18 protein-coding genes are annotated in these 25,583 nt (G+C 69.9%); 12 read left to right on the forward strand and 6 right to left on the reverse strand.

Annotated elements, in window-relative coordinates:
• Positions 1 to 220 precede the first annotated feature (220 nt).
• Together VXJ25_RS00080 and VXJ25_RS00085 are read left to right on the forward strand one after the other, a co-directional pair.
• Positions 221 to 1,762, forward strand: coding sequence for a L,D-transpeptidase (locus VXJ25_RS00080; protein WP_330957163.1), 1,542 nt, complete (start codon positions 221 to 223; stop codon positions 1,760 to 1,762).
• Positions 1,763 to 1,880: 118 nt separating this feature from the next.
• Positions 1,881 to 3,176, forward strand: coding sequence for a CHAD domain-containing protein (locus VXJ25_RS00085; RefSeq protein WP_330957164.1), 1,296 nt, complete (start codon positions 1,881 to 1,883; stop codon positions 3,174 to 3,176).
• 6 nt (positions 3,177 to 3,182) lie between these two features.
• On the opposite strand, the gene VXJ25_RS00090 is transcribed toward VXJ25_RS00085, so the two are convergent.
• Both VXJ25_RS00090 and VXJ25_RS00095 read right to left on the reverse strand, forming a co-directional pair.
• Entirely contained in the window at positions 3,183 to 3,518 is a 336-nt protein-coding gene (locus VXJ25_RS00090) for a hypothetical protein (protein WP_330957165.1), read from the reverse strand.
• A gap of 96 nt (positions 3,519 to 3,614) precedes the next feature.
• Complete coding sequence (locus VXJ25_RS00095) at positions 3,615 to 5,345, reverse strand: Mbeg1-like protein (RefSeq protein ID WP_330957166.1); 1,731 nt, start codon at positions 5,343 to 5,345, stop codon at positions 3,615 to 3,617.
• A 351-nt stretch (positions 5,346 to 5,696) separates the two neighbouring features.
• Between VXJ25_RS00095 and VXJ25_RS00100 the strand changes: the two genes are divergently transcribed.
• Both VXJ25_RS00100 and VXJ25_RS00105 read left to right on the forward strand, forming a co-directional pair.
• A complete protein-coding gene (locus VXJ25_RS00100; protein WP_330957167.1) occupies positions 5,697 to 7,514 on the forward strand; it encodes an NAD(P)-binding protein in 1,818 nt (605 codons plus the stop codon).
• Positions 7,508 to 9,283, forward strand: a complete 1,776-nt coding sequence (locus tag VXJ25_RS00105) for a [FeFe] hydrogenase, group A (protein WP_330957168.1) — start codon at positions 7,508 to 7,510, stop codon at positions 9,281 to 9,283. The genes VXJ25_RS00100 and VXJ25_RS00105 overlap by 7 nt, the downstream gene beginning before the upstream one ends.
• A 169-nt stretch (positions 9,284 to 9,452) precedes the next feature.
• On the opposite strand, the gene VXJ25_RS00110 is transcribed toward VXJ25_RS00105, so the two are convergent.
• On the reverse strand, positions 9,453 to 9,881 hold the full coding sequence (locus tag VXJ25_RS00110; RefSeq protein ID WP_330957169.1) for an FKBP-type peptidyl-prolyl cis-trans isomerase: 429 nt from the start codon (positions 9,879 to 9,881) through the stop codon (positions 9,453 to 9,455).
• Between the two features lie 97 nt (positions 9,882 to 9,978).
• A complete protein-coding gene (locus tag VXJ25_RS00115) occupies positions 9,979 to 10,446 on the reverse strand; it encodes a GNAT family N-acetyltransferase (RefSeq protein ID WP_330957170.1) in 468 nt (155 codons plus the stop codon).
• Positions 10,447 to 10,615: 169 nt separating this feature from the next.
• Between VXJ25_RS00115 and murI the strand changes: the two genes are divergently transcribed.
• Entirely contained in the window at positions 10,616 to 11,386 is a 771-nt protein-coding gene (gene murI, locus VXJ25_RS00120) for a glutamate racemase (protein WP_330957171.1), read from the forward strand.
• Positions 11,387 to 11,515: 129 nt separating this feature from the next.
• Here the strand turns inward: murI and VXJ25_RS00125 are convergent, their stop codons facing one another.
• Positions 11,516 to 12,520 carry a GGGtGRT protein gene (locus VXJ25_RS00125; protein WP_330957172.1) on the reverse strand — a complete coding sequence of 335 codons (1,005 nt, stop codon included), beginning with the start codon at positions 12,518 to 12,520 and terminating at the stop codon, positions 11,516 to 11,518.
• Positions 12,521 to 12,541: 21 nt separating this feature from the next.
• Positions 12,542 to 13,234 carry an iron-sulfur cluster assembly scaffold protein gene (locus tag VXJ25_RS00130; protein ID WP_330957173.1) on the reverse strand — a complete coding sequence of 231 codons (693 nt, stop codon included), beginning with the start codon at positions 13,232 to 13,234 and terminating at the stop codon, positions 12,542 to 12,544.
• Positions 13,235 to 13,714: 480 nt separating this feature from the next.
• On the opposite strand from VXJ25_RS00130, the gene VXJ25_RS00135 reads away from it, so the two are divergent.
• From VXJ25_RS00135 to VXJ25_RS00165, 7 genes are all read left to right on the forward strand, one after another.
• Entirely contained in the window at positions 13,715 to 14,299 is a 585-nt protein-coding gene (locus tag VXJ25_RS00135; protein WP_330957174.1) for a DJ-1 family glyoxalase III, read from the forward strand.
• Between the two features lie 3 nt (positions 14,300 to 14,302).
• On the forward strand, positions 14,303 to 15,286 hold the full coding sequence (locus tag VXJ25_RS00140) for a DMT family transporter (protein ID WP_330957175.1): 984 nt from the start codon (positions 14,303 to 14,305) through the stop codon (positions 15,284 to 15,286).
• Between the two features lie 3 nt (positions 15,287 to 15,289).
• Positions 15,290 to 16,096 (forward strand): Cof-type HAD-IIB family hydrolase, encoded by an 807-nt coding sequence (locus VXJ25_RS00145; protein ID WP_330957176.1) that lies wholly within the window; start codon positions 15,290 to 15,292, stop codon positions 16,094 to 16,096.
• Positions 16,097 to 16,239: 143 nt separating this feature from the next.
• Complete coding sequence (locus VXJ25_RS00150; RefSeq protein ID WP_330957177.1) at positions 16,240 to 19,509, forward strand: DEAD/DEAH box helicase; 3,270 nt, start codon at positions 16,240 to 16,242, stop codon at positions 19,507 to 19,509.
• A gap of 274 nt (positions 19,510 to 19,783) precedes the next feature.
• Positions 19,784 to 20,056 (forward strand): GNAT family N-acetyltransferase, encoded by a 273-nt coding sequence (locus tag VXJ25_RS00155; protein WP_330957178.1) that lies wholly within the window; start codon positions 19,784 to 19,786, stop codon positions 20,054 to 20,056.
• 286 nt (positions 20,057 to 20,342) lie between these two features.
• On the forward strand, positions 20,343 to 21,185 hold the full coding sequence (locus VXJ25_RS00160; RefSeq protein ID WP_330957179.1) for a LytR/AlgR family response regulator transcription factor: 843 nt from the start codon (positions 20,343 to 20,345) through the stop codon (positions 21,183 to 21,185).
• 146 nt (positions 21,186 to 21,331) lie between these two features.
• Positions 21,332 to 25,549, forward strand: coding sequence for a hypothetical protein (locus VXJ25_RS00165; protein ID WP_330957180.1), 4,218 nt, complete (start codon positions 21,332 to 21,334; stop codon positions 25,547 to 25,549).
• The last annotated feature ends 34 nt before the right edge of the window (positions 25,550 to 25,583 follow it).

The following is a 25,583-nucleotide window of genomic DNA, read 5'->3' on the forward strand; positions in this document are numbered from 1 at the left end:
TGGCCGCCCGCCCTTTCTGTCGCCGTCCCCTTCGCGGCCCCGCGGCCCTTCTCGGTTTCTTCAGTCTCTGTGAGAGCCTCCCGCACGGGCGTCCGAAGCCTTAGAATCTTACCCGGCTGCCTCGCGGCAGCCGGGGCTCTCGCCCCACCCCAAACGCAGCAGAACACACCAGGCCCCCCCAGGGGGCGCACGGACGACACTCGGACCTAAGGGGCTCATCGTGGCAAAGCCTAAGGGCAAGCACCTTGCGAGCAAGAAGGCGACCGGGCGCAAGGCCCGGCGCGCGGAGAAGCGCGCTGAGAAGCTGAGGGTGGCGGAGGCCCGCGGAAGCGCCTCCAGGCGCGGGAGGAGGCAGGCTTCGGCCGGGCGCCGCCGGCACCGCGGGGCGAAGGTCGCCCTCGGCGTGCTCGTCGCCCTTCTCGCCACGAGCGGCACCGCCTACGCCGCCGGCGTCCACTACTTCTCGACGCACTTCCTCCCCAACACGACCGTCAACGGCATCGACGTGAGCCTCAAGACCGCCGACGAGCTCGCCGCCCTCATAGACGAGGAGGGCTCGAGGTACACCCAGACGGTCACCGTGGGCGACTTCACGACCACCCTGACCGCCGACCAGATCGGCTTCACGACCGACGGCTCCGCGGCGGCCCAGGCGGCGATGGCCCAGGCGACCCAGGACCTCTACCGCTGGCCGCTCGAGGTCGCGGGGTCCCACTCCTACATCTCCGAGGCGGCGACGAGCTTCGATAAGGACAAGCTCGACGCGGCGCTCTCCAGTGCGGTCGACAGCTACAACGAGACCGCCGAGTCCCCCCAGGACGCCTCCATCATCTACAGCGACGAGCAGGGCGCCTTTGTGATCAACCCCGAGGTGGCCGGCAGCGTGGTCGACAAGGACGCGGTGAGCGCGCAGACGGCCGACTCCGTGCGCTCCCTCTCCGAGCAGACCGACCTGGGCGACGACGCCGTGGAGCGGCCGAGCGTCACCTCCACGACCCCCGAGCTCGTCGCGGCCGTGGACAAGGCGAACCGGATGCTCGCGGTCACGGTGCCCCTCACCAGGGACGGCAGCACCAAGGCCACGGTCGACAAGGACGTCATCCGCGGCTGGATCACCATCGGCGACGACTACGAGGTCTCCCTCGACCCCGACAAGGTCGAGAGCTACGTCTCCGGCGTGGCCGACCGCTTCGCCTCCTCCGACGACACCTACAGCTACACCGTGAAGTCGGCGGAGCTCGCCCGCGACATCGAGGGCGCCGTCATGGGCGAGAGCTCTGCGGCCATCGAGGTGCCCATGAGCGCCAAGGCGAAGCCCAGGCAGGTCTCCTCGAGCATGGGGACCGGAACCTGGGACGGCACGGGCGCCTACCTCGACGTCGACCTGGCCAACCAGTACGCGCGCCTCTACGACGCCAGCGGGTCTGTCACCTGGGAGAGCTACGTCGTCACCGGCAACACCAGCCAGGGCCGCAACACCCCCACGGGCACTTTCGCGATCCAGAGCAAGGAGACCAACGTCACGCTCGTGGGCGCGGACGAGGACAAGGACGGCAAGCCCGACTACGAGAGCCACGTCAGCTACTGGATGCCCTTCTACGCCGGCTCGTACGGCCTGCACGACGCGACCTGGCGCTCTAGCTTCGGCGGCTCCATCTACCAGACCGGCGGCAGCCACGGCTGCGTGAACCTCCCGTACGACAAGGCCGCGCAGCTCTTCGACCTCGTCAGCGTGGGCACGACGGTTAAGATTCACTCCTGATGCGCCAGACCGCCTTCCGCGCGCGCCGCGGCAGGTGGATAATCTGAGGCGTGGCGGGCCTGGCGTGCGACCGGGCCCCGCCGGATTCGACCATGCGACGTCACGGCAGGTGAGCAAGATGATCTCTAGGCTCGTTCTCGTGAGGCACGGTGCCCCGGACTATACCTTCGACGGGCCGGACCTCGAGCGGCCGCTGACCGAGGGGGGCCTGCGCGCCCTCACGGACGCGCTGCCCAGCGAGCTCTCGCTGCTCGAGCCCCGCCGGGGCGTCCAGATCTGGACGAGCCCCGCCAAGCGCGCCCGCCAGACGGCCAAGGCGCTCGCGGAGGCCCTCCACCAGGACGGGGGCGTCGTCGCCCAGCACGATGACCTCTACGCGCAGGACGTGGGCCTCTTCATCACCGAGCTGCGCCTCTCGGCCGGCACCGTCGTCGCCGTGGGCCACGTGCCCTTCATGGAGCAGCTGACCGAGTACCTCACGGGCGACAGGATCCGCTTCAACAAGGGGGCGGCGGCGAGCATCGTCTTCCCCGGCCAGACGATGGAGGGCGCCGTCCTCGAGTGGTTCGTGCAGGGGCCTGACGCGTCGAGGTGGGAGACCCTCATCACCGTCGAGTCGCGGCTCGCCAAGTGCGCCAAGAGGATCGAGGCCTCCCTCGACTACCTGCTCGAGCACCCGCGCGAGGCCGAGGCGCTCCACAAGTTCCGCGTCAACGTGCGCACCGCTCGCTCGCTCGTGGCCTTCATCAGGCCCTTCCAGAAGCGCCGGCAGAACATCGCGCTGGACACCCTTCTCGCGGACTTCCAGCACTCGTGCTCCTTCCTGCGCGAGCTGGACGGCCTGTGCGAGCGGGTCAGTGCGGCGGGGGAGGGCTCGACCGGCAACCTCACCTTCCTGTTCGCCTGCGAGCAGGCGCGCGACAACGAGCGCACGCGGCTCATCGGCTACCTGAGGCGGCGCAACACGCGCCGGCAGCTACGCGAGACCCTGCACGAGATGCGCAACGTCAAGTGGAGGACCGAGGTCGAGTCGGCCGGGCTCGGCGTCGAGGACTTCAGGGCGGAGTTCGACGCGCTCTACGCCTCCTGCAAGGAGGGGCTGGAGACCTGCGACTTCACCGACGACGAGGCGACCCACGCCCTGCGCAAGCGCATCAAGCGCCTCCGCTACGTGACGGAGAACCTCGGCGACCTGCTCGACGAGGACCGCAGGAACGTGGCGGAGGCCTCGCGCAAGGCCCAGGACGAGCTCGGCGAGCTCTGCGACGCCAGGGTGGACCTGGGCATCATCGCGACCTTCGAGAAGCGCGGCGCCTTCGCGGGGGCCGAGGCGGACGTTTCCGCCTACATAGAGCGGACCCAGGCGAGGGCCGACGAGATCGTCTCCTCGCTGGGTCCGACGCTCGGCGCCTAGGGCCTCCTAGAAGGGCAGCCCCTGGAGGAGCGAGGACGCCCCGGCGGCGTCGAGGGCGCTCGTCGGGAGCTGTGCCACGCCGAGGACGACGCAGACGGCGTAGGCGGCGAGGGCGACGAGGTCGAAGAACAGGATGCTGCGCGAGAAGTTCCTGCGGTTGAGGTTTCTGCCCGAGACGGAGAACACGATGAGGAAGACCCACCCGATCACGGGGACGGCGTAGAGGATGGTGAGGCCCACGTAGGCCCAGGTGCTCATGGGCTCGAGCTCGTGGGGCAGGTTGAAGCCGGTGAAGCCGGTGAGGTCGGCCGAGGAGGTCCTGGGGGTCGCGTCGGTGCTCATGTGGGAAGCCATCGTTGTTCCTTTCCGCTGCGATTCTGGCTGCCTGCGCCGCGCGTCCGAAGGGCGGCGGCGCTGCCCAAAGTTTAGCAGGTGGCCCTACGTGCGGGGCTGCGACTTTCCGGTCGCCTGCGCGTCAGCCTGCGGCGCCTGCACGTCAGCCTGCGGCGCCTGCACGTCAGCCTGCGCGACCTGCTGGTCGGCTCCGTCGGGGCGGAGCTGGCGCAGGAGACCGGCGCCCGGGTGGGTCGCCACCCACATGCCCCACACTATCGAAGCGGCGCCGTAGAGGGTCACGACGACCGACGCGACGTAGATGTACTGCTCGACCAGGGTGCGCGCCGTGAGCATGGGGAACATGCCGAGGGCGAAGCTGCCTGCGGCGACGACGCCGTCGCCGACGCGGTTCCACCGGGGTTTGTCGCGCACGGTCGCCTTCTGCGCCGCCCGGAAGGCGCCGACGAGGAAGAGGCCTCCCAGCACGAGGTTGGCGAAGCGCGTGACCAGCGCCTGCTGCGCCATGGAGAAGGACACGACGCAGAGGACGACGACGTAGCCGACGAGGCGCAGGCGGCGGTTGAAGGTGTCGAGGCTGGCGTCCTCGGCGGCCTTGACGAGCCTGCTGCCGACCCAGAACTGCGCCACGACGCCGATCACGTAGCAGAACCAGCTCGCTGCGAAGTCGGGGTTGACCAGGAAGAACAGGCCGAGCCCGAACAGGATGGCCCCGCGGGTCATGTGCTGCTCGTGGAGGAAGCTGCGCAGGTCGAGCGAGTCGAGCGCGCCGATCCCCGCTGCCGCGAGCTTCACGACGCCCTCGGCCCCCGGGTTCTGCTCGGCCACGATCTGGAGCGCGAGCGCCTGGAGCAGCAGGGGCCCGCCCTCGGAGAACTCGGTCTGCTCGCGGATCCCCTTGCGCTCGAGCGCATCGAAGAAGCCCTCGACGAACCTGCGCCTGCCGGGCAGGTCGAGCGACTCGATCCAGTCGTGCAGCGTCCGGTTGATGAAGGCGCAGTCGGGCGAGAGCTCGGAGGTGCAGACGAAGTGGTCATCCTCGACCAGCCAGGAGAAGCTGTCGTGCTGCATGATGCCCTCCTCGCTCGAGCGGACGATCTTGTTTGGTAGGCTGTGCTGGAAGACCTGGCCGAAGACGTCGAACGTGGGCACGATGCGCGTGAGCCTGGACGCGACCTTGTCGTAGTCCGCGAGGTCCACCACGTCGGTGGGCAGGCCTGGGCCGTCGTTGTTGTAGACCTCGATGACGCGCATGCGCTTGAGGGGGTTGCACTTGAGGACTGCGTACTCGGCGAGGGTCCCTCCCTTGGAGTGGCCGCCGACGCGGTAGCGCCTGGTCAGGCGCATGATGCGGTCGAGGTAGCGAGCCGCCTCCACCTGGGAGGGCATCACCTGGTAGGCCATGGTGAAGTCCTCCTTCCAGCCCACGAAGGAGTTGTCGGTGCCGCGGAAGGAGACGTAGCTCGTTCCGTCCGGAAGCGCGATCTCGAGGGCCGAGAACTGCGTGCCGCTCTCGGCGTCGAGCACGACGCAGCCGTTCCTGAGCTGTGCCGAGCCGAAGCGCGCCGACTCGCCGAGCGCCTTGATGAAGGCGGGGCGCATCTCGCCCACGCCGCTGCTGCGCTTGACGAGGAGGATGGCGGAGTTCATCGCCCGCTCCATGCTCACCTGGCCGCGCTGTTCGACTGTGGGGACGATTCCCGTGAGGTCGAGGTAGGAGAGGGTCGCGAGGACGAGGTTGTCGACGTCGTTGAAGGGCCTGTCGGCGAGGGTCTCGGACCCATGCTCCTGCAGGTATGTGACGATGTTGCCCATGGACCACCCCAAGCGAGAGACGAGGCGCTGTCGCCGGCCGAGCGAGCCGGCATGCGAACCATGATACCCGTGCGGCTCCGTGCATGGCAGGGCGCCCGGATTGGATAGTCGCGTAGGAACAATTTGATTACTCAAATGGGACGTCGTTGCGAGCCGCTGGTAAACGATGGACAACCACTGGCCGTGCCATAGGACCTCTCACCTCAAATGCGAATCACATTTAATAACTGGTTGTTAGACTATCGTCACGCGTTTTCTGCCCGCTTCAAGGGGAGAGCGGCTCCATGACGGAACGTGTAATCACGTGCGGATACGGGAAACCAGTGAGGAGAGGAAACCTATATGTCTCGCATGTATGTATTGGAGCGTAGCGAGGCCCAGGCGGTGATGGACGAGATGCACCAGGCGCTCGAGAGGCGCCTCGAGTGCAGCTCGCTCGAGCCATGCCCGGTCGAGTTCACGCGTGCGGTCGTATCGATGTGCGCCACGCAGAGCTGCGGAAAGTGCACGCCCTGCCGCGTGGGCCTCAAGGTGCTCGAGGGGCTCCTGGACGACGTCCTGGAGGGCCGTGCCGACGAGGGCACGCTCAGGCTCATCGAGTCCACGGCCAGCACCATCTACAACTCCGCGGACTGCGCCATCGGCTACGAGGCCGGTGAGATGGCGCTTCTCGCGGTCAAGGGCTTCCACGACGACTTCGTCCACCACATCGAGCACCAGAGCTGCGACTTCAGGCGTCGTCGCCACGTCCCCTGCGTGAGCGGCTGCCCCGCCCACGTCGACATCCCCGGCTACATCTCGCTCGTCTCCGCAGGCCGCTACACCGACGCCGTCCGTCTCATCCGCAAGGACAACCCGCTTCCCCTCGTCTGCGGCCTCATCTGCGAGCACCCCTGCGAGGCGCGCTGCCGTCGCGGCATGGTCGACGACCCGATGAACATCCGCGGCCTCAAGCGCTACGCGGTCGACCACATGGAGGAGGACTACAGGCCGGTCATCCTCGAGCCGACGGGCAAGACCGTGGCCGTCATCGGCGGCGGCCCCGCCGGCCTGTCCGCGGCGTACTTCCTGACGCTCATGGGCCACAAGTGCACCGTCTTCGAGGCGCGCCAGCACCTCGGTGGCATGCTGCGCTACGGCATCCCCGACTACCGCCTGCCGCACGAGGAGCTCGACCGAGAGATCAAGTGGATCGTCGACTGCGGCGTCGAGGTGAAGCTCAACACCTACGTGACCGACATCGACAAGCTCCGCAAGGAGTACGACGCGGTCTACATCGCCATCGGCGCCCACAACGACCGCAAGCTCGGCATCCCCGGCGAGGACGCCGAGGGCGTCATCTCGGCCGTCAAGATGCTGCGCGCCATGGGCGACGACAACCCGCCCGACTTCAAGGGCAAGAGGGTCTGCGTCGTCGGCGGCGGCAACGTCGCAATGGACGTCGCCCGCACGAGCATCCGCCTCGGCGCCGAGAAGGTCACGATCGTCTACCGCCGTCGCGTCCAGGACATGACGGCCCAGGTCGAGGAGATCGAGGGCGCCCGCGCCGAGGGCTGCGAGGTCCTGGAGCTCCACTCGCCCAAGGAGATCGTGGTCGAGGACGGTCACGTCGTGGGCCTCAGGGTCGAACCGCAGATCATCGGTGGCCCGCGCAACGGCCGCCCCGCCCCGCGCAAGGCCGACGCGCCCGACGTCACCCTCGACTGCGACGTCGTGGCCGTGGCAATCGGCCAGGCCATCAACTCCAAGCCGTTCGAGGACCTCGGCGTGCCCTGCCAGCGCGGTCGCATCGTCGCCAACCCCGACGGCATGGTCCCCGGCTTCGAGAACGTCTGGAGCGGCGGCGACTGCGAGTCCGGCCCCGCCACCGTCATCCGCGCCATCAAGGCGGGCAAGGTCGCCGCTGGCAACATCGACGGCTACTTCGGCTACAACCACAAGGACGAGATCACGGTCCCCATCGAGATGCCGCAGGTGCAGTACAAGGGCAAGGTCGCCTGCGCCCGCTGCGAGCTCAAGGAGCGGGAGGCCTGCGAGCGCAAGCACGACTTCGACCTCATGGAGATCGGCTTCACGGAGGAAGAGGCAAAGCAGGAGGCGAACCGCTGCCTGTGCTGCGACCACTTCGGCTATGGCGCGTTCCGCGGAGGGAGGATCTTCGCATGGTAAGGCTCACGATAGACACGATTCCCGTGGAGGTGCCCGAGCACACCACCATCCTCGACGCCGCGGCGTCGGTCGGGATCAAGATCCCGACCCTGTGCTACCTCAAGGATATCAACCAGATCGGCTCCTGCCGCGTCTGCCTCGTCGAGATCGAGGGACTGCCCCAGCTCGTGGCGTCCTGCAACAACTACGTCGAGGAGGGCATGGTCGTCCACACCAACAGCCCCAAGGTCCGCGAGGCGCGCAGGGAGAACGTCGAGTTCCTGCTCTCCCGCCACAACACCACGTGCACGAGCTGCGTGCGCAACGGCAACTGCACCCTGCAGAGCCTCACGCGCGACCTCGGCATCACCGAGCTGCCCTTCGAGCCCAAGCTCATGCGCTGGAAGTGGCCGAAGGACTACCCGCTGCAGCGCGACAACAACAAGTGCGTTAACTGCCTGAGGTGCATCCAGGTCTGCAGCAAGATCCAGGAGGTCGACATCTGGGACCTCGTCAACCGCTCGAGCCACACCGCGGTCAACGTCGGCGGCGCGCGCCGCATCGAGAACTCCGAGTGCGCCCTGTGCGGCCAGTGCATCACGCACTGCCCCGTCGGCGCCCTCTCCGAGCGCGATGACACCGCCCGCGTCTTCGACGCCCTCGCCGACCCCGACGTCATCACGATCGCCCAGGTGGCGCCCGCCGTCCGCTCCTCGTGGGGCGAGGCCTTCGGCGTCAGCCCCGACGTCGCGACCGAGGGGCGCCTCGCCACGGCCCTCAAGCGCATGGGCTTCGACTACGTCTTCGACACCGACTTCGCCGCCGACCTCACGATCATGGAGGAGGCCAGCGAGCTCCTCGACCGCATGCAGCACCCCGAGCACGGCCCGCTTCCCATGTTCACCAGCTGCTGCCCGGGCTGGGTCCGCTACCTCAAGGGACACTACCCCGAGCTCACCGCCAACCTCTCCACGAGCAAGAGCCCGCACCAGATGTTCGGTGCCGTGGTCAAGAGCTTCTTCGCCGAGAGACTCTGCGTCGACCCGCGCAAGATGTTCGTCGTGAGCGTCATGCCCTGCCTCGCCAAGAAGGCAGAGTGCGAGGAGCCCAACCAGGCCGACGCCTGCGAGGCGCCCGACGTGGACTGCGTCATCACCGTCCGCGAGCTCGACCGCATGGTCTCCGAGGAGCACCTCGACATCGCGATGCTCCCCGAGTCCGAGTTCGACAAGCCCATCAGCGAGGCGACCGGCGCCGCGGTCATCTTCGGTGCCACCGGCGGCGTCATGGAGGCAGCGCTGCGCACCGCCTACCACACGGTCACCGGCGAGGCCCCCAAGCCCGACATGTTCTCGGACGTCCGCGGAATGAAGGGCTGGAAGGAGGCCACCTTCAACATGGCGGGCACCCCGCTGCACGTGGCCGTCGCCAGCGGCCTCGGCAACACCCACCATCTGCTCGAGGCGCTCGAGTCCGGCGAGGTCCACTACGACTTCATCGAGATCATGGCCTGCCCGGGAGGCTGCGCCGGCGGCGGCGGCCAGCCGATTCACGACGGAGAGGAGCGCGCGGAGTCTCGTGGCGAGGTCCTCTGGGGCCTCGACCGCAAGGCCGACCTGCGCAACTCCTACGAGAATCCCTCGATCCAGGCGCTCTACAGCGAGTACCTCGAGGAGCCCCTCTCCGAGCGCGCCGAGCACCTTCTCCACACCGACCACTTCGGCTGGGACATGCCCCTCGCGCCCGACGTGAAGGCGTTCAGCAAGCCGCAGTCCAAGGTGCTCCAGTAGCGACCTAGGCCAGGGTACCGGCGTCCGAGTCGCACGTCCCCTCGGGGCGTGGGCGCCGGGACCCGGCTAGGACGAAGGAGACGGCCGGCGGCGTCCTCGGGACGCTGCCGGCCGTCGTCTGTCGCGCCCCCTCGGGAGCGCGCGGTTCTTGTCACCTGGGGGCTATGCCCTAGTCCTCGACCTCGAGGAGGGTGATCTCGAAGTTGAGGGCCTTCCCGGCCATCTCGTGGTTGGCGTCGAGCGTGATCGTGCGGTCGTCGAGCGCGGTCACGGTGACGGGGAAGGGGCGGCCGTCGGGGCCGGAGAGGAAGACGCGCTGCCCCACGGTGGCGTTCTCCGCGCCGGGCAGCTGCTCGAGCGCGAAGGTGCGGACGTTGTCCTCGTCGCGCTCGCCGTAGGCCTCGGCGGGCTCGAGGTGGACGTTCACGGTCTGGCCGACCTCCATGTCGCGCACGGCGGCGTCGAACCCCTTGATCATCTGGCCAGCCATGCAGGTGAACTCCAGCGGCTCGTTGCGGTCAAAGGACGAGTCGAACTTGGTGCCGTCGTCGAGCGTGCCGGTGTAGTGGACCTTGACCTTCTTGCCCTCGTTGCTCATGGCCTGATCTCCTCTTGTCGTGGTGGGAATGGCGTCCCGCTCCTTGCGGGAACCTAGCACCCTGCCATCCTACCCAAGGAAGCCCGCCCCATGCACGCTAGAGCAGGGTCTCCATGCAGGTCTTGAGGGGGCGCATGCCCATGCGCTCGTAGAAGGCGCGGGCGCCGGGGTTGAGCTCCCACACGTTGAGGGTGACGTCGTGGCAGCCTGCCTCGCGCGCGTAGGCGAGGACGTGGTCGAAGAGCGAACGACCCACGCCCCTGCCGCGGGTCGCCTCGTCCACGCAGAGGTCGTCGATGTAGAGCGTCTTCACGGGGGTGCGGATGGTGTCCCCTATGATCTGCTGGTGCTGGCAGAAGGCGTAGCCGAGGACCTCGCCTCCCTCGTCCACCGCCACGAAGATCGGGCGGGAGTCATCTCCCAGCATCTCGGCGATCTGGTCGTCCGTGTACTTGCGGCCGAGGTCGAAGAGGTCGGGGCGACCTTCGTGGTGGATCCGGTTGACCTCGGCGAGCAGCCTGTCGATCCCGGAGACGTCACCCCTCTCGGCGCGGCGAATCTGCATCGTGCCCCCTTTCCCGAAGGCGTCGTCTGAACGTGCCCACCCTAACAGCGGCCGCACGCTCGGTCAACCGGGGGAGGGGGCTGGCCTCCCGTTCCCGGGGCCCTGCGAGGGGTATGCTTACGTGAACTATGTCTATCGCCGGCGCGAGGCGTCATGAGGGGGAGCGGACGTGTCCAAGGACGGTTTCGTCGGGGTCTTCGACTCCGGCCTGGGAGGGATCAGCGTGCTCGAGAGGCTCGTGGCCGAGCTCCCGCACGAGCACTTCGTGTTCTTCGGGGACTCCGCCAACGCCCCCTACGGGGACAGGACCGTCGACGAGATCCGCGCGCTCTCGACCGGCATCGTCGACCGCTTCGTGGCCGAGGGCGCAAAGGCGATCGTGATCGCCTGCAACACCGCGACCTCCGCCTCTGCCAGCTACCTGCGCGAGAAGTACCGGGGGCTCCCCATCGTGGGCTGCGAGCCGGCGCTCAAGCCGGCCGCCCTCCACTCGCACGGCGGCCGCATCCTCGTGATGGCCACGGCGGCGACGCTCCGGCTGGAGAAGTTCCGTAACCTCCTGGAGGAGTGGGGAGGGGAGGCCGAGGTCACCTGCGTGCCCTGCGTGGGCCTCGTGCAGCTGATCGAGGGGGGCGACCTCGACGCACCGGAGCTCCACGACCTCCTCTGGCGCCTGGTCGGGCGCTACCGCGGGCAGGTCGACTCCGTGGTGCTCGGCTGCACGCACTACCCCTTCATCAAGCGCCAGATTGCCGACGTCCTGGGCGACGTCGCCTTCTTCGACGGCGGCGAGGGCGCCGCCCACCAGCTCGCGCGCCTGCTCGGGGAGGACGGGCTTCTCGCCCCTGCGGGGGCCGAGGGCTCGGTCGAGTTCCGCTCGAGCAAGTCCACCCCGGCGGAGATCGAGCTCTACCGGCGCTTCTTCGCGCTGCCGGTGTAGCGCCGCGGCAGGCCGGTGGGCTTCCGTGGCGAGGCCCCGGCTGCCGGCAGGCCGGCGGCAGGACGGTACAAAAGAGGGGCCCCGCCGAGGCGGGACCCCTCCCTTGGTGCGCAGGACAAGAGGCGTGGCCTACTTGTTCATGGCCTCCTCGACGGCGACGGCGCAGGCGACGGTCGCGCCGACCATGGGGTTGTTGCCCATGCCGATGAGGCCCATCATGTCGACGTGCGCCGGCACGGAGCTGGAGCCGGCGAACTGGGCGTCGGAGTGCATGCGGCCCATGGTGTCGGTCATGCCGTAGGAGGCGGGGCCGGCGGCCATGTTGTCCGGGTGCAGGGTGCGGCCGGTGCCGCCACCGGAGGCGACGGAGAAGTACTTCTTGCCCGCGGCGAGGCGCTCCTTCTTGTAGGTGCCCGCGACGGGGTGCTGGAAGCGCGTCGGGTTGGTGGAGTTGCCGGTGATGGAGATGTCGACGTTCTCGTGCCACATGATGGCGACGCCCTCGCGGACGTCGTCCGCGCCGTAGCAGTTGACCTTGGCGCGCGGGCCGTCGGAGTACGGGATGGTCTCCACGACCTCGAGCTCGCCGGTGAAGTAGTCGAACTTGGTCTTCACGTAGGTGAAGCCGTTGATGCGGGCGATGATCTGGGCGGCGTCCTTGCCGAGGCCGTTCAGGATGACGCGCAGCGGCTTCTTGCGGGCCTTGTTGGCGTTGTTGGCGATGCCGATGGCGCCCTCGGCGGCTGCGAAGGACTCGTGGCCGGCAAGGAACGCGAAGCACTCGGTGTCCTCGCCGAGCAGCATCGCGCCCAGGTTGCCGTGGCCGAGGCCGACCTTGCGGTCGTCGGCGACGGAGCCGGGGACGCAGAAGGCCTGGAGGCCCTCGCCGATGGCGGAGGCTGCCTCAGGGGCGGTCTTGACGCCCTTCTTGATGGCGATGGCGCAGCCGGCGGTGTAGGCCCAGCCCGCGTTCTCGAAGGCGATGGACTGCGTGTCCATCACGATGCCGTAGGGGTCCACGCCCTTGTCGTCACAGATCTTCTTGGCATCCTCGAGACCGTTGATGCCATAGCTGTCGAGCACCTTGTTGATCTTGTCGATGCGGCGCTCGTAGCCCTCGAACGTAACTGCCATTGTGTCTCAGCCTCCCTCTCTCTACTCGGTGCGCGGATCGATGGACTTGACGGCCTGGTCCCACTGGCCGTAGCGGCCCATGGCGGCCTTCACGGCCTCGTTGGCGTCGGTGCCGGCCTTGATCGCGTCGGTGAACTTGCCGAGGTTCAGGAACTCGAAGCCGATGATCTCGTTCTTGTCGTTGAGGGCGAGCTTGGTGATGTAGCCCTGCGTGAGCTCGAGGTAGCGGGCGCCCTTGGCCTTGGTGCCGTAGGTGGTGCCCACCATGGAGCGCATGCCCTTGCCGAGGTCGTCGAGGCCGGTGCCGACGGGCAGGCCGCCCTCGGAGAAGGCCGTCTGGGTGCGGCCGTAGACGATCTGCAGGAAGAGCTCGCGCATGGCGACGTTGATGGCGTCACAGACGAGGTCGGTGTTCAGGGCCTCGAGGATGGTCTTGCCGGGGAGGATCTCGGCGGCCATGGCGGCGGAGTGCGTCATGCCGGAGCAGCCGATCGTCTCGATCAGGCACTCCTCGATGATGCCGTCCTTGACGTTGAGGCTCAGCTTGCAGGCGCCCTGCTGGGGGGCGCACCAGCCCACGCCGTGCGTGTAGCCGGAGATGTCCTCGATCTTCATCGCCTGGACCCACTTGCCCTCCTCGGGGATGGGCGCAGGGCCGTGGTATGCACCCTTGGCGACCGGGCACATCCTCTCCACTTCTGCGGAATACTGCATGAATTCTCCTCTCCAACAAACCCCGTGGCCCGCGGCGCGGGCCACATTGATTTGGTAAAGCCACACGGTCGGTGCCGGCGGGCCGGTCCCCCTCGGCCGGCCGCCTCGTAGCTCGCGGTCTCGCGGCGCGAGGCCGCGAGGTGGGTTCTGAAAGTGCGCGTGCATCAAAATGCATACGGAAACGCCGGTTGGAGCATGGAAGCGCAGGTGTGCCGGCGCACGGGAGAGCGGGTGCCGGCACGGCCGGCCGCAGGTGGGCGCAGGGCGGCTCGCGCCGCGCCAGACCCCCGCAATCGACCATTTACAGTGATGATAAACGCGCTCGGCCGATTTCACAACGGCGGACGAGAAATTCCGCAGGGTCGCCCCGCACCCCTCGCCCGGAGGGCGGAGGCGTGGGGGCGCGGGGCGCGTCCGCACGCCTTGCGTGCCGCGTTCCGGATAGAATGTCTCACGTGAGACGAGACCAAGGAGGACCCCATGAGCTTCGACAAGAGATGCGACCGGCGTGTCGCGGCGTTCCTCGCCGACGGCTGCGAGGAGGTGGAGGCCCTCGCCGTGGTGGACGTGCTCTTCCGGATGGGCATCCCGTGCGACCTCGTCGCCGTGTCGGAGGACAGGACCATCACCTCCTCGCACCGCGTCGCCATCACGTGCGACAAGGTCGTGGGCGAGGTCGACTTCGCCGACTACGACCTGCTCTTCCTGCCCGGCGGGATGCCCGGCACCAACAACCTCGCGGCCTGTGGGCCGCTGGTTGCGGCCGTGGACGCCTTCGTCGCCGAGGGCAGGGACGTGGCCGCCATCTGCGCCGCGCCGGCCGTGGTCCTCGCCCGCAGGGGCCTGCTCAGGGGGCGCCGCGCCACGAGCAACCCCAACTTCCAGCACGAGATCGCCGAGAACGGCGGCGTCGTCGTGGCCGACGAGCGCGTGGTCGTCGACGGGAGCGTGCTCACGAGCCAGGGCATGGGCACCGCGACCGACCTCGGCCTCGCGATCGTGAGGCGCTACCTCGGCGAGGACGCGGTCGCAGAGGCCAAGCAGAAGATCGTGTACTGGGGCTAGGGCGTGGGGACGACTGACGAGAGGGGCGTCGCCCTCGGTGACGCGGCGAGCCCGGAGGCCGCCGCGCGGGACGCCTCGCGCCCGGCCTGGGTCTGGCGGCTGATGCTGCTCTCCGCCGCGGCGATCTGGGGCGGGTCCTTCATGATCCTCAAGGGCGCGCTCGACAGCATATCCCCCGGCTGGCTCATCGCCTTCCGCTTCATCGTGTCCGGCTGCGTGCTCGCCGTCGTGTTCCGCCGGCGCCTCGCCGCCAACCTCGACGGGAGCCACCTCCTGGCCGGCGCGGTCGTCGGCGTCTCGGGCGGCCTCGGCTACCTGATCCAGAACATGGGGCTCGTCGACACCACGCCCTCCAACAACGCCTTCCTCACGGCCGTCTACTGCGTCATGGTGCCCTTCCTCTCCTGGGGGCTCACCAGGCGCCGGCCGCGGGCGAACAACTTCGTGGCGGCGCTGCTGTGCCTGGCGGGCGTCGGGTTCGTCTCGCTCGGAGACTCCCTCACGTTCTCGCTCAGGTGGGGCGACTGGATGACCCTGCTCGGCGCGGCCTGCTTCGCCGTGCAGATCGTCCAGCTCGACCGCCTCGCCCCCGGACACGACGTCTGCACCCTGACGGTGGTCGACGTCTTCGCGATGGGACTCGTCTCGCTCGTGAAGGCGCTGCTCACCGAGCCCGTCCCCGCCGTGCAGGTCACGGGCGACCTGGTCTTCCAGATGCTCTACGTGACGCTCCTCTCGTCGTGCGTCTGCTCCATCCTGCAGAACGTCGGCCAGAGCCACGTGCCCCCCACGCAGGCCTCGATCCTGCTCTCGCTCGAGAGCGTCTTCGGCGTGCTCTTCTCGGTCCTGTTCTATGGCGACCCGCTCACCTGGCGCCTTATGTGCGGCTTCGCCCTCATCTTCCTCGCGGTCATCCTGTCCGAGGTGTCTCCCCGGGCGGTGGCGCAAAGGGTCCTTGGCCGCGCGTCGGCCGGACGGGAGGCGTGACGGATGTTCCCCTACAAGGCGGTCTTCAGCGACATAGACGGCACCCTGGTCGACGCCGAACACCACGCGATGCCGGCCTCAGCCGGCCCCATCGTGCGGCTGGTGGCGGCGGGCGTGCCCTTCGTGCTCATCTCCTCGCGCGGCCCGGGCGGCATCGCGCCGGTCCAGCGCGAGCTCGGCTTCCAGGGCCCCTACGTCGCCTACGGCGGCGCGCTCGTGCGCGACGCCTGCGGGCGCGAGCTCTTCTCGAAGACGATCGGCATCGACGCCGCCTGCGAGATAAAGGACTTCCTCACCACCGAGCTGCCCCAGGTGTTCTGCTGCACGTACGGCTTCGACACCTGGGTCGTGGACGACGACTCGGACCCGCGGGTGCGCGAGGAGGAGTACTTCGTGCGCGACAAGAGCGTTGTGGACCCCGACCTGCGCGGCCGCTTCGGCGAGCGTGGGGTGCACAAGTTCATGCTGATGGGCGAGCCGGAGGCGATCCTGGCGGCGGAGCGGGAGGTCGCGCGGCGCTTCCCCGAGCTCGCGGTCGTCCGCTCGCGCGCGGAGCTGTGCGAGATCGGGGCGGGCGGCGTGAGCAAGGGCGCGGGCGTGCGGCTCGTCTGCGAGCACCTCGGCGTGGACCCCGCGGACTGCGCGGGCTTCGGCGACGGCCTCAACGACCTGGACCTCATGGCCGCGGTGGGCACCTCCTTCGCCATGGCCAACGCCGAGGAGGCGGTCAAGGCGCGCGCCACCCACGTCACGAGGTGGAGCAACGTGGAGATGGGCGTCTCCAGGACCCTCGAGGCGCTCGGCGCGTAGGCCGCCCCCGCCCGCGCCCGAACGCGCTATTCTTAGAGGTCCCGCATGCGTGGCGGGTGTCCCCACGAGGGCGCATGCCGCCCGTGGGCCCGCCCGCCGCCGCGCCGCCATCGCACCAGAACCACACCCGGAGAGGACCAAGCTTGATATCGAGGGTCGCGCTCTCTAACTCCTGCAGCCCGGCCGTGCTGAGCCGCGCCGCCGTCGTCGCCGACCGCGGCCTCAGGATCCACGACAGGACCTGCTCGTACGAGGGCGAGCTCACCGTCCTCACCGCCAGCGTCGACGCCACGTACAGCTATGACGCGCCGTATCGGGCGAGCGTCAGGATAGACGAGGAGGCCGACCGGCTCGTGGGGTACGGCTGCACGTGCCCCGCTGCGCGCAAGTACGCGGGCCCCTGCAAGCACGCGATCGCGCTCTGCCTCGACTTCAACGACCGCTCCGACCGCTACGAGGGCTTCGACGAGGCCCACCATGTCGTCACGTCCAGGAGCATCGCGCACTTCCTCGACAGGCGCCGCGCCTCCGGCGTCGCCGCGACCGCCGCCGGCTCGGAGGAGCGCCAGGGGAGCGTGCGCCTCGTGCCGCAGCTCGTCTACGACCTGGGGGGCTTCTCGGTGCGCTTCAAGATCGCCGGCGAGCGCGGCTCCTACGTGCTCAAGTCGCCAGGCGCCCTCGTCGACGCGCTCGACGCGTGCTCGTACGTGCGCTACGGCAAGAAGCTCGCGTTCACCCACGACATGGAGGCCTTCGAGAAGGACGCGCGGCCCATGGTCCGCTTCGTCGAGCGCGCCGTCCGCAACCGCCGCACCTACGCGCTCGACCGGCTCGTGGGCCGCGGCTACGCGGGGACCTACCACGCCAGCTCCCGGGAGCTGCGCCTCTCGCCCCCCGAGCTCGAGGAGTTCCTCGACCTCCTCGTCGGCACGGAGGTCTCGGTCGAGGACGCCTCGAAGGGGGGACTGCTCATGCCGGGGGCCACCGGGCCGAGGACCCTCTCGGTCGAGCGGGGCGACCCCGAGGTCAGCGTGGAGCTCGTGGAGGTGCAGGGCGGCGCCTACGAGTTCAGGCGCCACGGCGACGCGCGCTTCGTGAGGTCGGGGAGCCTCAGCATCGCGGTCGACGGGGAGCACCTGTGGATCTGCTCCGAGAGGCTCGCGCCGGTCGCGGACCTTCTCGCTGAGACCTTCTCCGACCCCTCGGACCACCTGCTCGTCTCGAAGGGTGACGTCGAGGCCTTCGCCGCGGCGGTCCTGCCCAAGCTCGAGTCGTCGGTGCGCACGAGCGTCCCGGAGCGGCTCGAGGCCCTCCGCCCGCAGCCGCTCTCGCTCAGGTTCTACCTGGACTACGGGCAGCGCGGCGCCACCTGCGTGCCCGTCGCGTGCTACGGCGACAAGACCTACGCGGTGCTCGGCCCCCGCGGGGCGGCGGAGAGGAACCTCGCGCGCGACGCGGCCGGCGAGGCGCGGGCGCGCGAGGTCGTCCTGCGCTACCTGCCCGTGACCGACGGCGACAAGACGGCGACCCTGCCCAAGAGCGACTCCGCGCTGGCGACCCTCGTCTTCGAGGGGACGCGCGAGATGGCGCGCCTGGGCGAGGTCATGGTGACGGACGGCTTCCGCAGGCTCAAGTCGACGGCGCACCCGTCCGTCAGCGTGGGCGTATCGATGAGGAACAACCTCATCGACCTCACGGTGACCACCTCGGGCATCCCCGCCGAGGACCTGCACGCCCTTCTCGCCAGCTACCGGCTCAAGAGGCGCTACCACCGCCTGCGCGACGGCTCGATCCTGGACCTCTCTACGGTCGACCTCGACCAGATCAGCGAGCTCACCCAGGAGCTCTCGCTGAGCCCGGCGGAGCTCACGGCGGGCGAGGCGGAGGTCCCCTCCTACAAGGCCTTCCTGCTCGAGGACCTGATCGACCCCGAGGAGCAGGCGGAGTCGTTCCGCAGGTACGTGGAGGGCTTCCGCGCGGTGGACCCCACCGGCTTCGCCCCGCCCGCCTCGCTCGCGGGCGTGCTCAGGCCCTACCAGGTGGCGGGCTACCAGTGGCTTCGGGCGCTCACGGAGATGGGCTTCGGCGGGATCCTCGCGGACGAGATGGGCCTGGGCAAGTCCGTCCAGCTCATCTCCCTCGTCGTCTCCTGCATCGACCAGGTGCGCGCCTGCGGCCCCGTGCTCGTGGTGTGCCCGGCCTCGCTCGTCTACAACTGGCAGGCCGAGTTCGCCAAGTTCGCCCCCGAGCTCGACACCCTCGTCGTCGTTGGCACGGCGGAGGCGCGCCAGGAGCTTAGGCGCTCGCGGCGCCCCGACGTCATGGTCACGAGCTACGACCTGCTCAGGCGAGACGTGCAGGACTACGCCGGCATGCGCCTGTGGGCCGCCGTCCTCGACGAGGCGCAGTACATCAAGAACCACGAGACGCTCGCCGCGCGCTCGGTCAAGCACCTCAGGGCCGAGCACCGCTTCGCGCTCACCGGCACGCCCGTGGAGAACCGTCTCTCGGAGCTGTGGAGCATCTTCGACTTCCTCATGCCGGGCCTGCTCGGCACCTACGAGCGCTTCCGCGACCGCTTCGAGCGGCCCATCGTGGAGGAGGGGAGCGAGGCCACGTCCGCCCACCTCAGGGCCGCCGTGGGCCCCTTCATCCTGCGCAGGCTCAAGCGCGACGTCCTCACCGACCTGCCCGACAAGCTCGAGCAGGTGGTGCGCACCCACATGGACGACGAGCAGCGCAAGCTCTACGAGGCCCTCGCGCAGGAGCTGCGCGAGTCCATCGGCAGGCAGAGCGCGAGCGAGGTCGGCCGCTCCAAGATGCAGATCCTTGCGGGACTGATGCGGCTGCGGCAGGTATGCTGCGACCCCCGCCTGGTGTTCGACGAGTACGAAGGTCCCTCTGCCAAGCTCGAGGCGATCATGGAGATCGTGGAGCAGGTCGTGGACGCCCGCCAGAAGATGCTGCTCTTCTCGCAGTTCACGAGCTACCTCGACATCATCGCCCAGGAGCTGGACCGCCGCGGGGTCGGCTACCTCACCATCACCGGCCAGACTCCCAAGAGGCGCAGGATCGAGCTGGTGGACAAGTTCAACTCGGACGACACCCCGGTGTTCCTCATTTCCCTCAAGGCGGGCGGCACCGGCCTCAACCTCACCGGGGCCAACATCGTGCTGCACGCGGACCCCTGGTGGAACGCCGCCGCGCAGAACCAGGCGACCGACCGCGCGCACAGGATCGGGCAGACCAAGGAGGTGTGCGTCTACAAGGTCATCTGCGAGAACACCCTCGAGGAGCGCATCCTCGACATGCAGGACGCCAAGAGCGCGTTGGCCGACGAGGTCGTGGGGCAGGGGGCCGGCTCGGCCTTGGGCTCGCTCTCCCGCGAGGACCTTCTCGAGCTGCTGGAGTAGCCCGCCTCGACGCGCCTGCCCGGCGTCGGCGCCGCCACGGCACGGAGGGGGCCGGGCGGTACGGGCAACGACGCGCGGGGGTCGCGTCAGCACGGCAGACGGCACGAAAGTGGCCGCAGGCGGTGGGTGCCTGCCACAGTGCGGCTGGGAAACCAACCTGCCGTTTGGAAACCGAACGAACTGGGTAGATAAATAATCAGTTACGTTCAAATACCAGCCGCCAAGCCGCGCGGTCCTCTGGGCCGCGCGGCTTCGCTTAGTGGAGGAGGCTCTAATGCTGTTCCAGACGAACGACGACAACGTGGTCTTCCTGGACGACTACGGTGAGGTCAAGGGCAAGGTCGACTTCGTCGACGCCGGCGGGGACACGGTCGACATCACCTCCGTGTACGTCGCGCCGAGCGAGAGGGGCATGGGGCTCGCGAGCAGGCTCATGGGCACCTGCGCCCGACACCTGCGCTTCCATGGCAAGAAGGCCAAGGCCACCTGCTCCTACGCAAAGAAGTGGTTCGGCGAGCACAAGGAGTACGCGGACGTCCTCGCCTAGGCGAGGAGGACCTCCGCTCAATGGCACGATCTTGGGGCGGGCTCCTTCGGGGGCCCGCCCCCTCTGTTGCCGCATGGCGCGGGGTCGCCATCGCGCCTCCTCCTGCCCCATCGAGCCCGTGGCGCGGGCGCAGCCTGCGAGTGGATGCTCCGTTTCGCAACCCCGTGCCAGCTTGGTGCCTCCCACCTGCAGCGGATTCTTCGAGAGGCGTCCTAGGAGCGCCTCCCGGCGCGCAAGCGCGCGTAGGATTGCGGGACCTTTTGGTGTCCGGGGGCAGGAGGGTTCCATGGGAGACGGGCTAGACGTCGTCAGGGTGGGCGTGTTCGACGCGGAGGGGCCGTGCGCGGGGCGGCCCCAAGGTGGCGGGGAGCGGCAAGGGAGGCCTCGCTCGGACGGCGCCTCCATGTGGGGGCGCCCCGACGCCTGCGACGGGTGCCCCGCAGCGCACGCCATCCTGGACCTCATCAATGACCCGCAGGTCACGGGTGTCGCACGCGCCCACTGCTGCGAGCTTGACCCCGTGGTGCTCGCCCGCGTCGACGAGCTCGCGGCCGCCGTCGAGTCGCGTGGCGCCGAGGTCCTCTTCGTCGTGCTCGGGTCGCGCGGCGCGGACGGGGTCGAGGTCGTGCGCAGGGTCGTGGGGATAGGCAGGGGCGTGCAGGTCGTCTACGTCGACGTGGCCGGCCGCAACGCGACCAGGGTCTACGAGACCGCCCACGTCTACCTGCTCGGTTGGCCCCTCGTCCCCGGGGACTTCTCGCGAGCCGTCGACAGGGCGCTCACCCTGCGCGAGCGCCTGTGCGAGAGGCCCCTCGTGCTCCGCTCGGAGGGGGTGGAGCGCCTCGTGGCGCCCGGGTCGATCTCCTTCATCGAGAGCGACCGGAGGCTCCTTCGGGTGCACGCCGGCGCGGCGGTGCTGGAGACGTACGGGACGATGGCGGACGCGGCGTCCCAGCTGCCCTCGCGCTTCGTGTGCCCCCACAGGAGCTTCCTGGTGAACCTCTCCTGCGTGTGCGAGGTCGCCGGAGACGACCTCGCGCTCAAGACGGGCGAGCGCATACCCCTTAGCAGGCGGAGGAGGGACTCGGTGTGCGAGGCCTTCTCCGCCTACGTCGGGAGGCGCCTTTGAGTCGAGGGCCGGGGCACCCGCTCCCCGCACGTCGTGACACGGGAGCGACCACTCGTTACGAATCACGTGACCCCGCGCCTGCCCCTCCCTAGGATGGTCTCCCACGCCCGGACGAACCGTCCGGGCCCGAGGGGGAGGGGCTTTCCATGGGGCTCAGGGACGAGGGACGAGAGGCTGTGCGACGCGGCAGCGGACGGGGCAGAGGGGAGTTCGGCCGGCCCGCGGATACGCCTGGCGGCCTGGGTGCGCCTGCGCCCGGGTGCGACGGCGTCGGCTCGGAGGGGCTGTGCCTCCCCTCGACGGGCCGTGGAGTGCTCGCCGGGCTGCTCTCGCTCGTGATGGCCGCGTCGCCCCTTCCCCTGCCGCAGGCCCCGACAGCCGTCGCCGCTCCGCGCGCCGCCGAGGAGGCGCCGGGAGCGGGAGACGGTGCCGGGGACGCGTGCGGTGCGAGGGCCACGGCCCCGGACGCCGCCGGCGCCCCGTGCGTGGAGATCGAACCCGAAGTCGACGATCTGCTCGCGCCCGGGGTCTTCCGCTCGCGCTCCGTCGACATAAGGGTGGTGGGCGCCACGTCCGCGGCGGAGCCGCCCGAGGTCACCGTGAGGCGTGACGGGTCGGTCGTGCCGGTCGAGGCTGAATGGCTGTGGGACGAGCGGGCGCGTGCGCTCGCCTCACGCGTGACGCTCTCCGAGGAGGGCGAGTACTCCGACCTGGAGGTCGCTTGGAGGGGCCCCACGGGGGAGGCGCGTGCCGCCGCCTTCTCGGGGGAGGGGTCCTTCGTCGTGGACGCGCGGGCGCCCCGCGTGCTAGCGGCGTACGCGCACGACCTCGCGGGCAGGGAGGTCGACCTCCTCGGACTCGACGCGGGCGCGGGGCTCCTCCTCGCCGACGCGCGCGTCCGGGTGGTGGTGGAGGACGCCTCGCTCGACGAGGGCGGCTCGGGCGTGGCCACGTCCGCCGGGGCACCCGCTTCCCCGGTCGCTTGGGCGCACGAACGAGGGGAGGCGCGGGTCCGCTCCGCGACGGTCCGCCTCCCGGACGGCCCGGTGGGACTCGAGGTGGTCGCGAGGGACGGGGCCGGCCGCGCCGTCCGAGCGTGCGTGGCGGAGGGTGCGGCGGTGGTGGACACGACGGCGCCCGTCGTGGGCGCGCCGCTCAGGGCAGCGGGCGTGGGTCCTGCGCTCGAGGCTCGCGGCGCGCGCGTCAGAGCCGGGGAGGAGAGGGTAGCCCTCCCCGTGGACGAGGAGCGGCTCTCCGCGGTCTCGGCGGAGCTCGACGGCATCGAGCTCCCGGTGGCGTGGGAGGGTGGCCTCTGGGTGGCCGTCCTTCCTGAGGGCCGCCATGGGCGCCTCACGGTGCGGGCGAGGGACGAGGCGGGAAACGTGGGCGAGGCGATCTTCCGCGACCTGCTCGTGGACACGACCAGACCCGTGGTCGGCCTTAGCTGGGCCGACGAGGCGCCCTCCACGGACGGCGTGCACTACGGCGCGGCACGCACCGCCCGCGTCGTCGTGCGGGAGCGCAACTGGGACCCTGGTGCGATGCGCGTAGTGGTGCGCAGGTCGCTCGGCGGGCGGACCTCGACGGAGGTCCCCTCCGCCTGGGTCGACCGAGGGGACGTGCACGAGCAGGAGGTGCGCCTCGAGGGGGACGGCACCTACTCGATCGAGGTGTCGGGGACGGACGGTGCCGGCAACCCCGCCGAGCCCGTCTCGTGCGGCGGCTTCGTGATAGACCGGACGCTCCCCGCCGTGGCCGTGGGCCGCCCCGAGGCGGACGCGAGGTTCGGCGGCGTCGACCTCTACCGGACGAGGGTGGGCGTCACCCTCTCGATAGCTGACCGCAACCTCGACGAGGGCTCGCTGAGGGTGGTCCCCGGCGTGGGCTCGCCGTCCCTCCCGGACCCCCTCGACTGGGCGAGGGAGACCGCCGAGGACGGGACCGTCACGCTCTCCGAGCAGGTCACCTACGACGAGCCCGCGGAGGGGGAGGCGGGCGGGGAGCTGAGCGAGCCGACCGTCTCAGCGCGTGACCTCGCGGGGAACGCGTCCGCCGCGGGCGGAGGCCCCTTCGTGGTTGACCGCAGCGCCCCGCGCGTCGTGCGGGCCGCCCTGGGCGGGGCGCCGAGCGCCGTGCTCGGCGGGGGCTCCTACGTCTTCTTCAACCGTCGCGAGAGCCTCACGTTCTGGCTGGAAGACAACCACCTCCTGGGCGGGGTGGACGCGAGCGGCCTCGGCGGCGCCTCTGACGCCGGCGGGGCGAGGGGACTGCCTCGGGCGAGGGTCGAGGTCCCGCTCGCGGGCGCCTCCGCCGGCGCGGCCATGGACCGCTCCTCGCTCCTCGTCGTCTCGGACCTCGTGGGCAACTCGCGCACGTGGGGTCTCGCCTCGCTGGGGTCCGTATCGAGCGACCGCGGCGGCGAGGAGCCCCTCGCCAACGTGCCCATCGAGGGGCTGGGGCATCCCCTCGAGCTCGTCGAGGACCTCGAGGTGCCCGAGGTCGCCCTCTCCGGGGCCGAGGCGGGCGCGTACTACGACGGCCCCAGGGCCGTCCGCGCGACGGTCACGGAGCGCAACTTCCCCTACCTCAGGCTCCTCGACCCCGGCCGGGTGGTCATGAGGGTCGTCCGCGTGGGCGTGACGGGCGAGCGTGAAGAGCGGACGGTTGCGGTAGCCGCCTTCTCGCCTGTGGGCTCCTCCTGGGCCCATGAGGAGACGATCGGAGAGGACGGGCGCTACCTCGTGAGCGCGCGGCTCGTGGACTGTGCGGGCAACGAGTCCGCCCCTGCGGAGATAGGCGAGTTCACCATCGACGGGACCCCTCCGGCGATCAGCGTCTCGTGGGACTCCGGAGAGGCGAGGAACGGCAGCTACTACGACAGGCCCCGGACCGCCACCGTCCACGTGACCGAGCGCAACTTCGACGCCGGGCTCGTCTCCTTGGACACGGACGGGTCGCGCCAGCCCTGGCACGACGACGGAGACGACCACTGGTGCGAGGTCAGGTTCGCGGAGGACGGCGCCCACCACCTTGCGGTTCGCGCCTCGGACCTCGCCGGCAACGTCGCCGAGGAGGTCAGGGAGCCCGACTTCGTCGTCGACTCCTCCGCCCCCAGCATCACGTTGGGCGGGGTCGCCCAGGTGGTGGGCCCGTCGGGGGAGGGCGGCTCGGTCGCCCTCGAGGACGGGGGCGCCTACAACGGCGTCGTCGCCCCTACGCTCGTCGTCTCGGACGGCGTGGGGCTGGAGGAGGGGTCGGTATCCTACGAGCTCGTGGGGGCGAGGCGGGGGGACTCCACCGCCGAGCTGGCCGTCGAGGCTCGACGCGCGACCTCAACTGGTGAGGAGCTGCGGTTTCGCGACCTCGGCTCCATGGGAGAGGAGGGGGGTGCCGCCTACGACCCCTCGGCGGACGACGTGTACGAGATGCGCGTGCGGGTGAAGGACCTTGCGGGCAACGAGGCGGGCGCCGAGGTCTCCTTCTCCGTCAACAGGTTCGGCTCTAACTTCGTCGTGGAGGCGACGGACGGGGAAGGGGACGTCGAGCTAGGCAACAACGTGCTGCTCACGAGCCCTCCCACGATCTGTGTGCGCGAGGTCAGCGTCTGTGGCATCAGGGAGGGGGAGAGCGAGGTCGTGAAGGAGTACGCGAACAGGACGACCCCGATCGCCCGCACGCCCGCGCCCGCCCCCGAGGACGACGCCGGCTGGCGCCTCGAGGAGGCGGAAGGCTCGGGGAGGGCGGGGGGCGTCGGATGGACCGAGTGCGTCTACCGGATAGGCAGCGGGAACTTCGGCCTGGGAAGCGACTCGGACTCAGGCGACGGCGGGCAGGGAAGCTACGGCGTCAGTCTCTCCTCGCGGGACAGGGCCGGCAACGTGAGCACGACCGCGGGCTACTGGGACGTGGACCTGGAGACGGGGACGGCGGACGCGAAGAGCGCGGACCTCTCCTTCACCCTCGACGAGCTGGGCCCTGAGGTGGAGGGGGTGTCGACGCCCGCCGGCGTGGCGGTGGGGAGATGGTGCGACGTCGAGATCCGCGTCCGTGACGACATCAGCAACGGGGACGTGGTCACGGCCTCGGCGGACGGGGTCCCGGTCGAGGTTACGGGGCCTTCCGCGGGGACGGGGACCTACGTCGCGCGGATTTACGCGCGGCCGTTCGCGTCACGGGAGCTCGAGGTGGAGGTCTGCGACTACGCGGGCAGGAGGACGCGCGCGGCCGGCGGCCGAGTCTACGTGTCCACCCTCGTGCCCGAGGTCGCGGCGTCCCTGACGGCGGCCACTGGCCTCGTTGCATGGCTCCGCCGTCGACGCGGGCGTCTGTCGGGGAGGTCCGAGGAGAGGGAAGGGCGGGGCTAGCCCCGCAGTCGGATCCGTGGGAGGGAGGCCCGCG

Source organism: Olsenella absiana (assembly GCF_036408855.1).
Classification (GTDB): Bacteria; Actinomycetota; Coriobacteriia; order Coriobacteriales; family Atopobiaceae; genus Olsenella_K; species Olsenella_K absiana.

What these genes read in the sequence shown, in the direction of transcription:
- VXJ25_RS00085 (WP_330957164.1), top strand. Translation starts at nt 1,881, where the DNA reads ATGATCTCTAGGCTCGTTCTCGTGAGGCACGGTGCCCCGGACTATACC.
- VXJ25_RS00090 (WP_330957165.1), bottom strand. Translation starts at nt 3,518, where the DNA reads ATGAGCACCGACGCGACCCCCAGGACCTCCTCGGCCGACCTCACCGGC.
- VXJ25_RS00095 (WP_330957166.1), bottom strand. Translation starts at nt 5,345, where the DNA reads ATGGGCAACATCGTCACATACCTGCAGGAGCATGGGTCCGAGACCCTC.
- VXJ25_RS00100 (WP_330957167.1), top strand. Translation starts at nt 5,697, where the DNA reads ATGTATGTATTGGAGCGTAGCGAGGCCCAGGCGGTGATGGACGAGATG.
- VXJ25_RS00105 (WP_330957168.1), top strand. Translation starts at nt 7,508, where the DNA reads ATGGTAAGGCTCACGATAGACACGATTCCCGTGGAGGTGCCCGAGCAC.
- VXJ25_RS00110 (WP_330957169.1), bottom strand. Translation starts at nt 9,881, where the DNA reads ATGAGCAACGAGGGCAAGAAGGTCAAGGTCCACTACACCGGCACGCTC.
- VXJ25_RS00115 (WP_330957170.1), bottom strand. Translation starts at nt 10,446, where the DNA reads ATGCAGATTCGCCGCGCCGAGAGGGGTGACGTCTCCGGGATCGACAGG.
- VXJ25_RS00125 (WP_330957172.1), bottom strand. Translation starts at nt 12,520, where the DNA reads ATGGCAGTTACGTTCGAGGGCTACGAGCGCCGCATCGACAAGATCAAC.
- VXJ25_RS00130 (WP_330957173.1), bottom strand. Translation starts at nt 13,234, where the DNA reads ATGCAGTATTCCGCAGAAGTGGAGAGGATGTGCCCGGTCGCCAAGGGT.
- VXJ25_RS00135 (WP_330957174.1), top strand. Translation starts at nt 13,715, where the DNA reads ATGAGCTTCGACAAGAGATGCGACCGGCGTGTCGCGGCGTTCCTCGCC.
- VXJ25_RS00145 (WP_330957176.1), top strand. Translation starts at nt 15,290, where the DNA reads ATGTTCCCCTACAAGGCGGTCTTCAGCGACATAGACGGCACCCTGGTC.
- VXJ25_RS00155 (WP_330957178.1), top strand. Translation starts at nt 19,784, where the DNA reads ATGCTGTTCCAGACGAACGACGACAACGTGGTCTTCCTGGACGACTAC.
- VXJ25_RS00160 (WP_330957179.1), top strand. Translation starts at nt 20,343, where the DNA reads ATGGGAGACGGGCTAGACGTCGTCAGGGTGGGCGTGTTCGACGCGGAG.
- VXJ25_RS00165 (WP_330957180.1), top strand. Translation starts at nt 21,332, where the DNA reads ATGGGGCTCAGGGACGAGGGACGAGAGGCTGTGCGACGCGGCAGCGGA.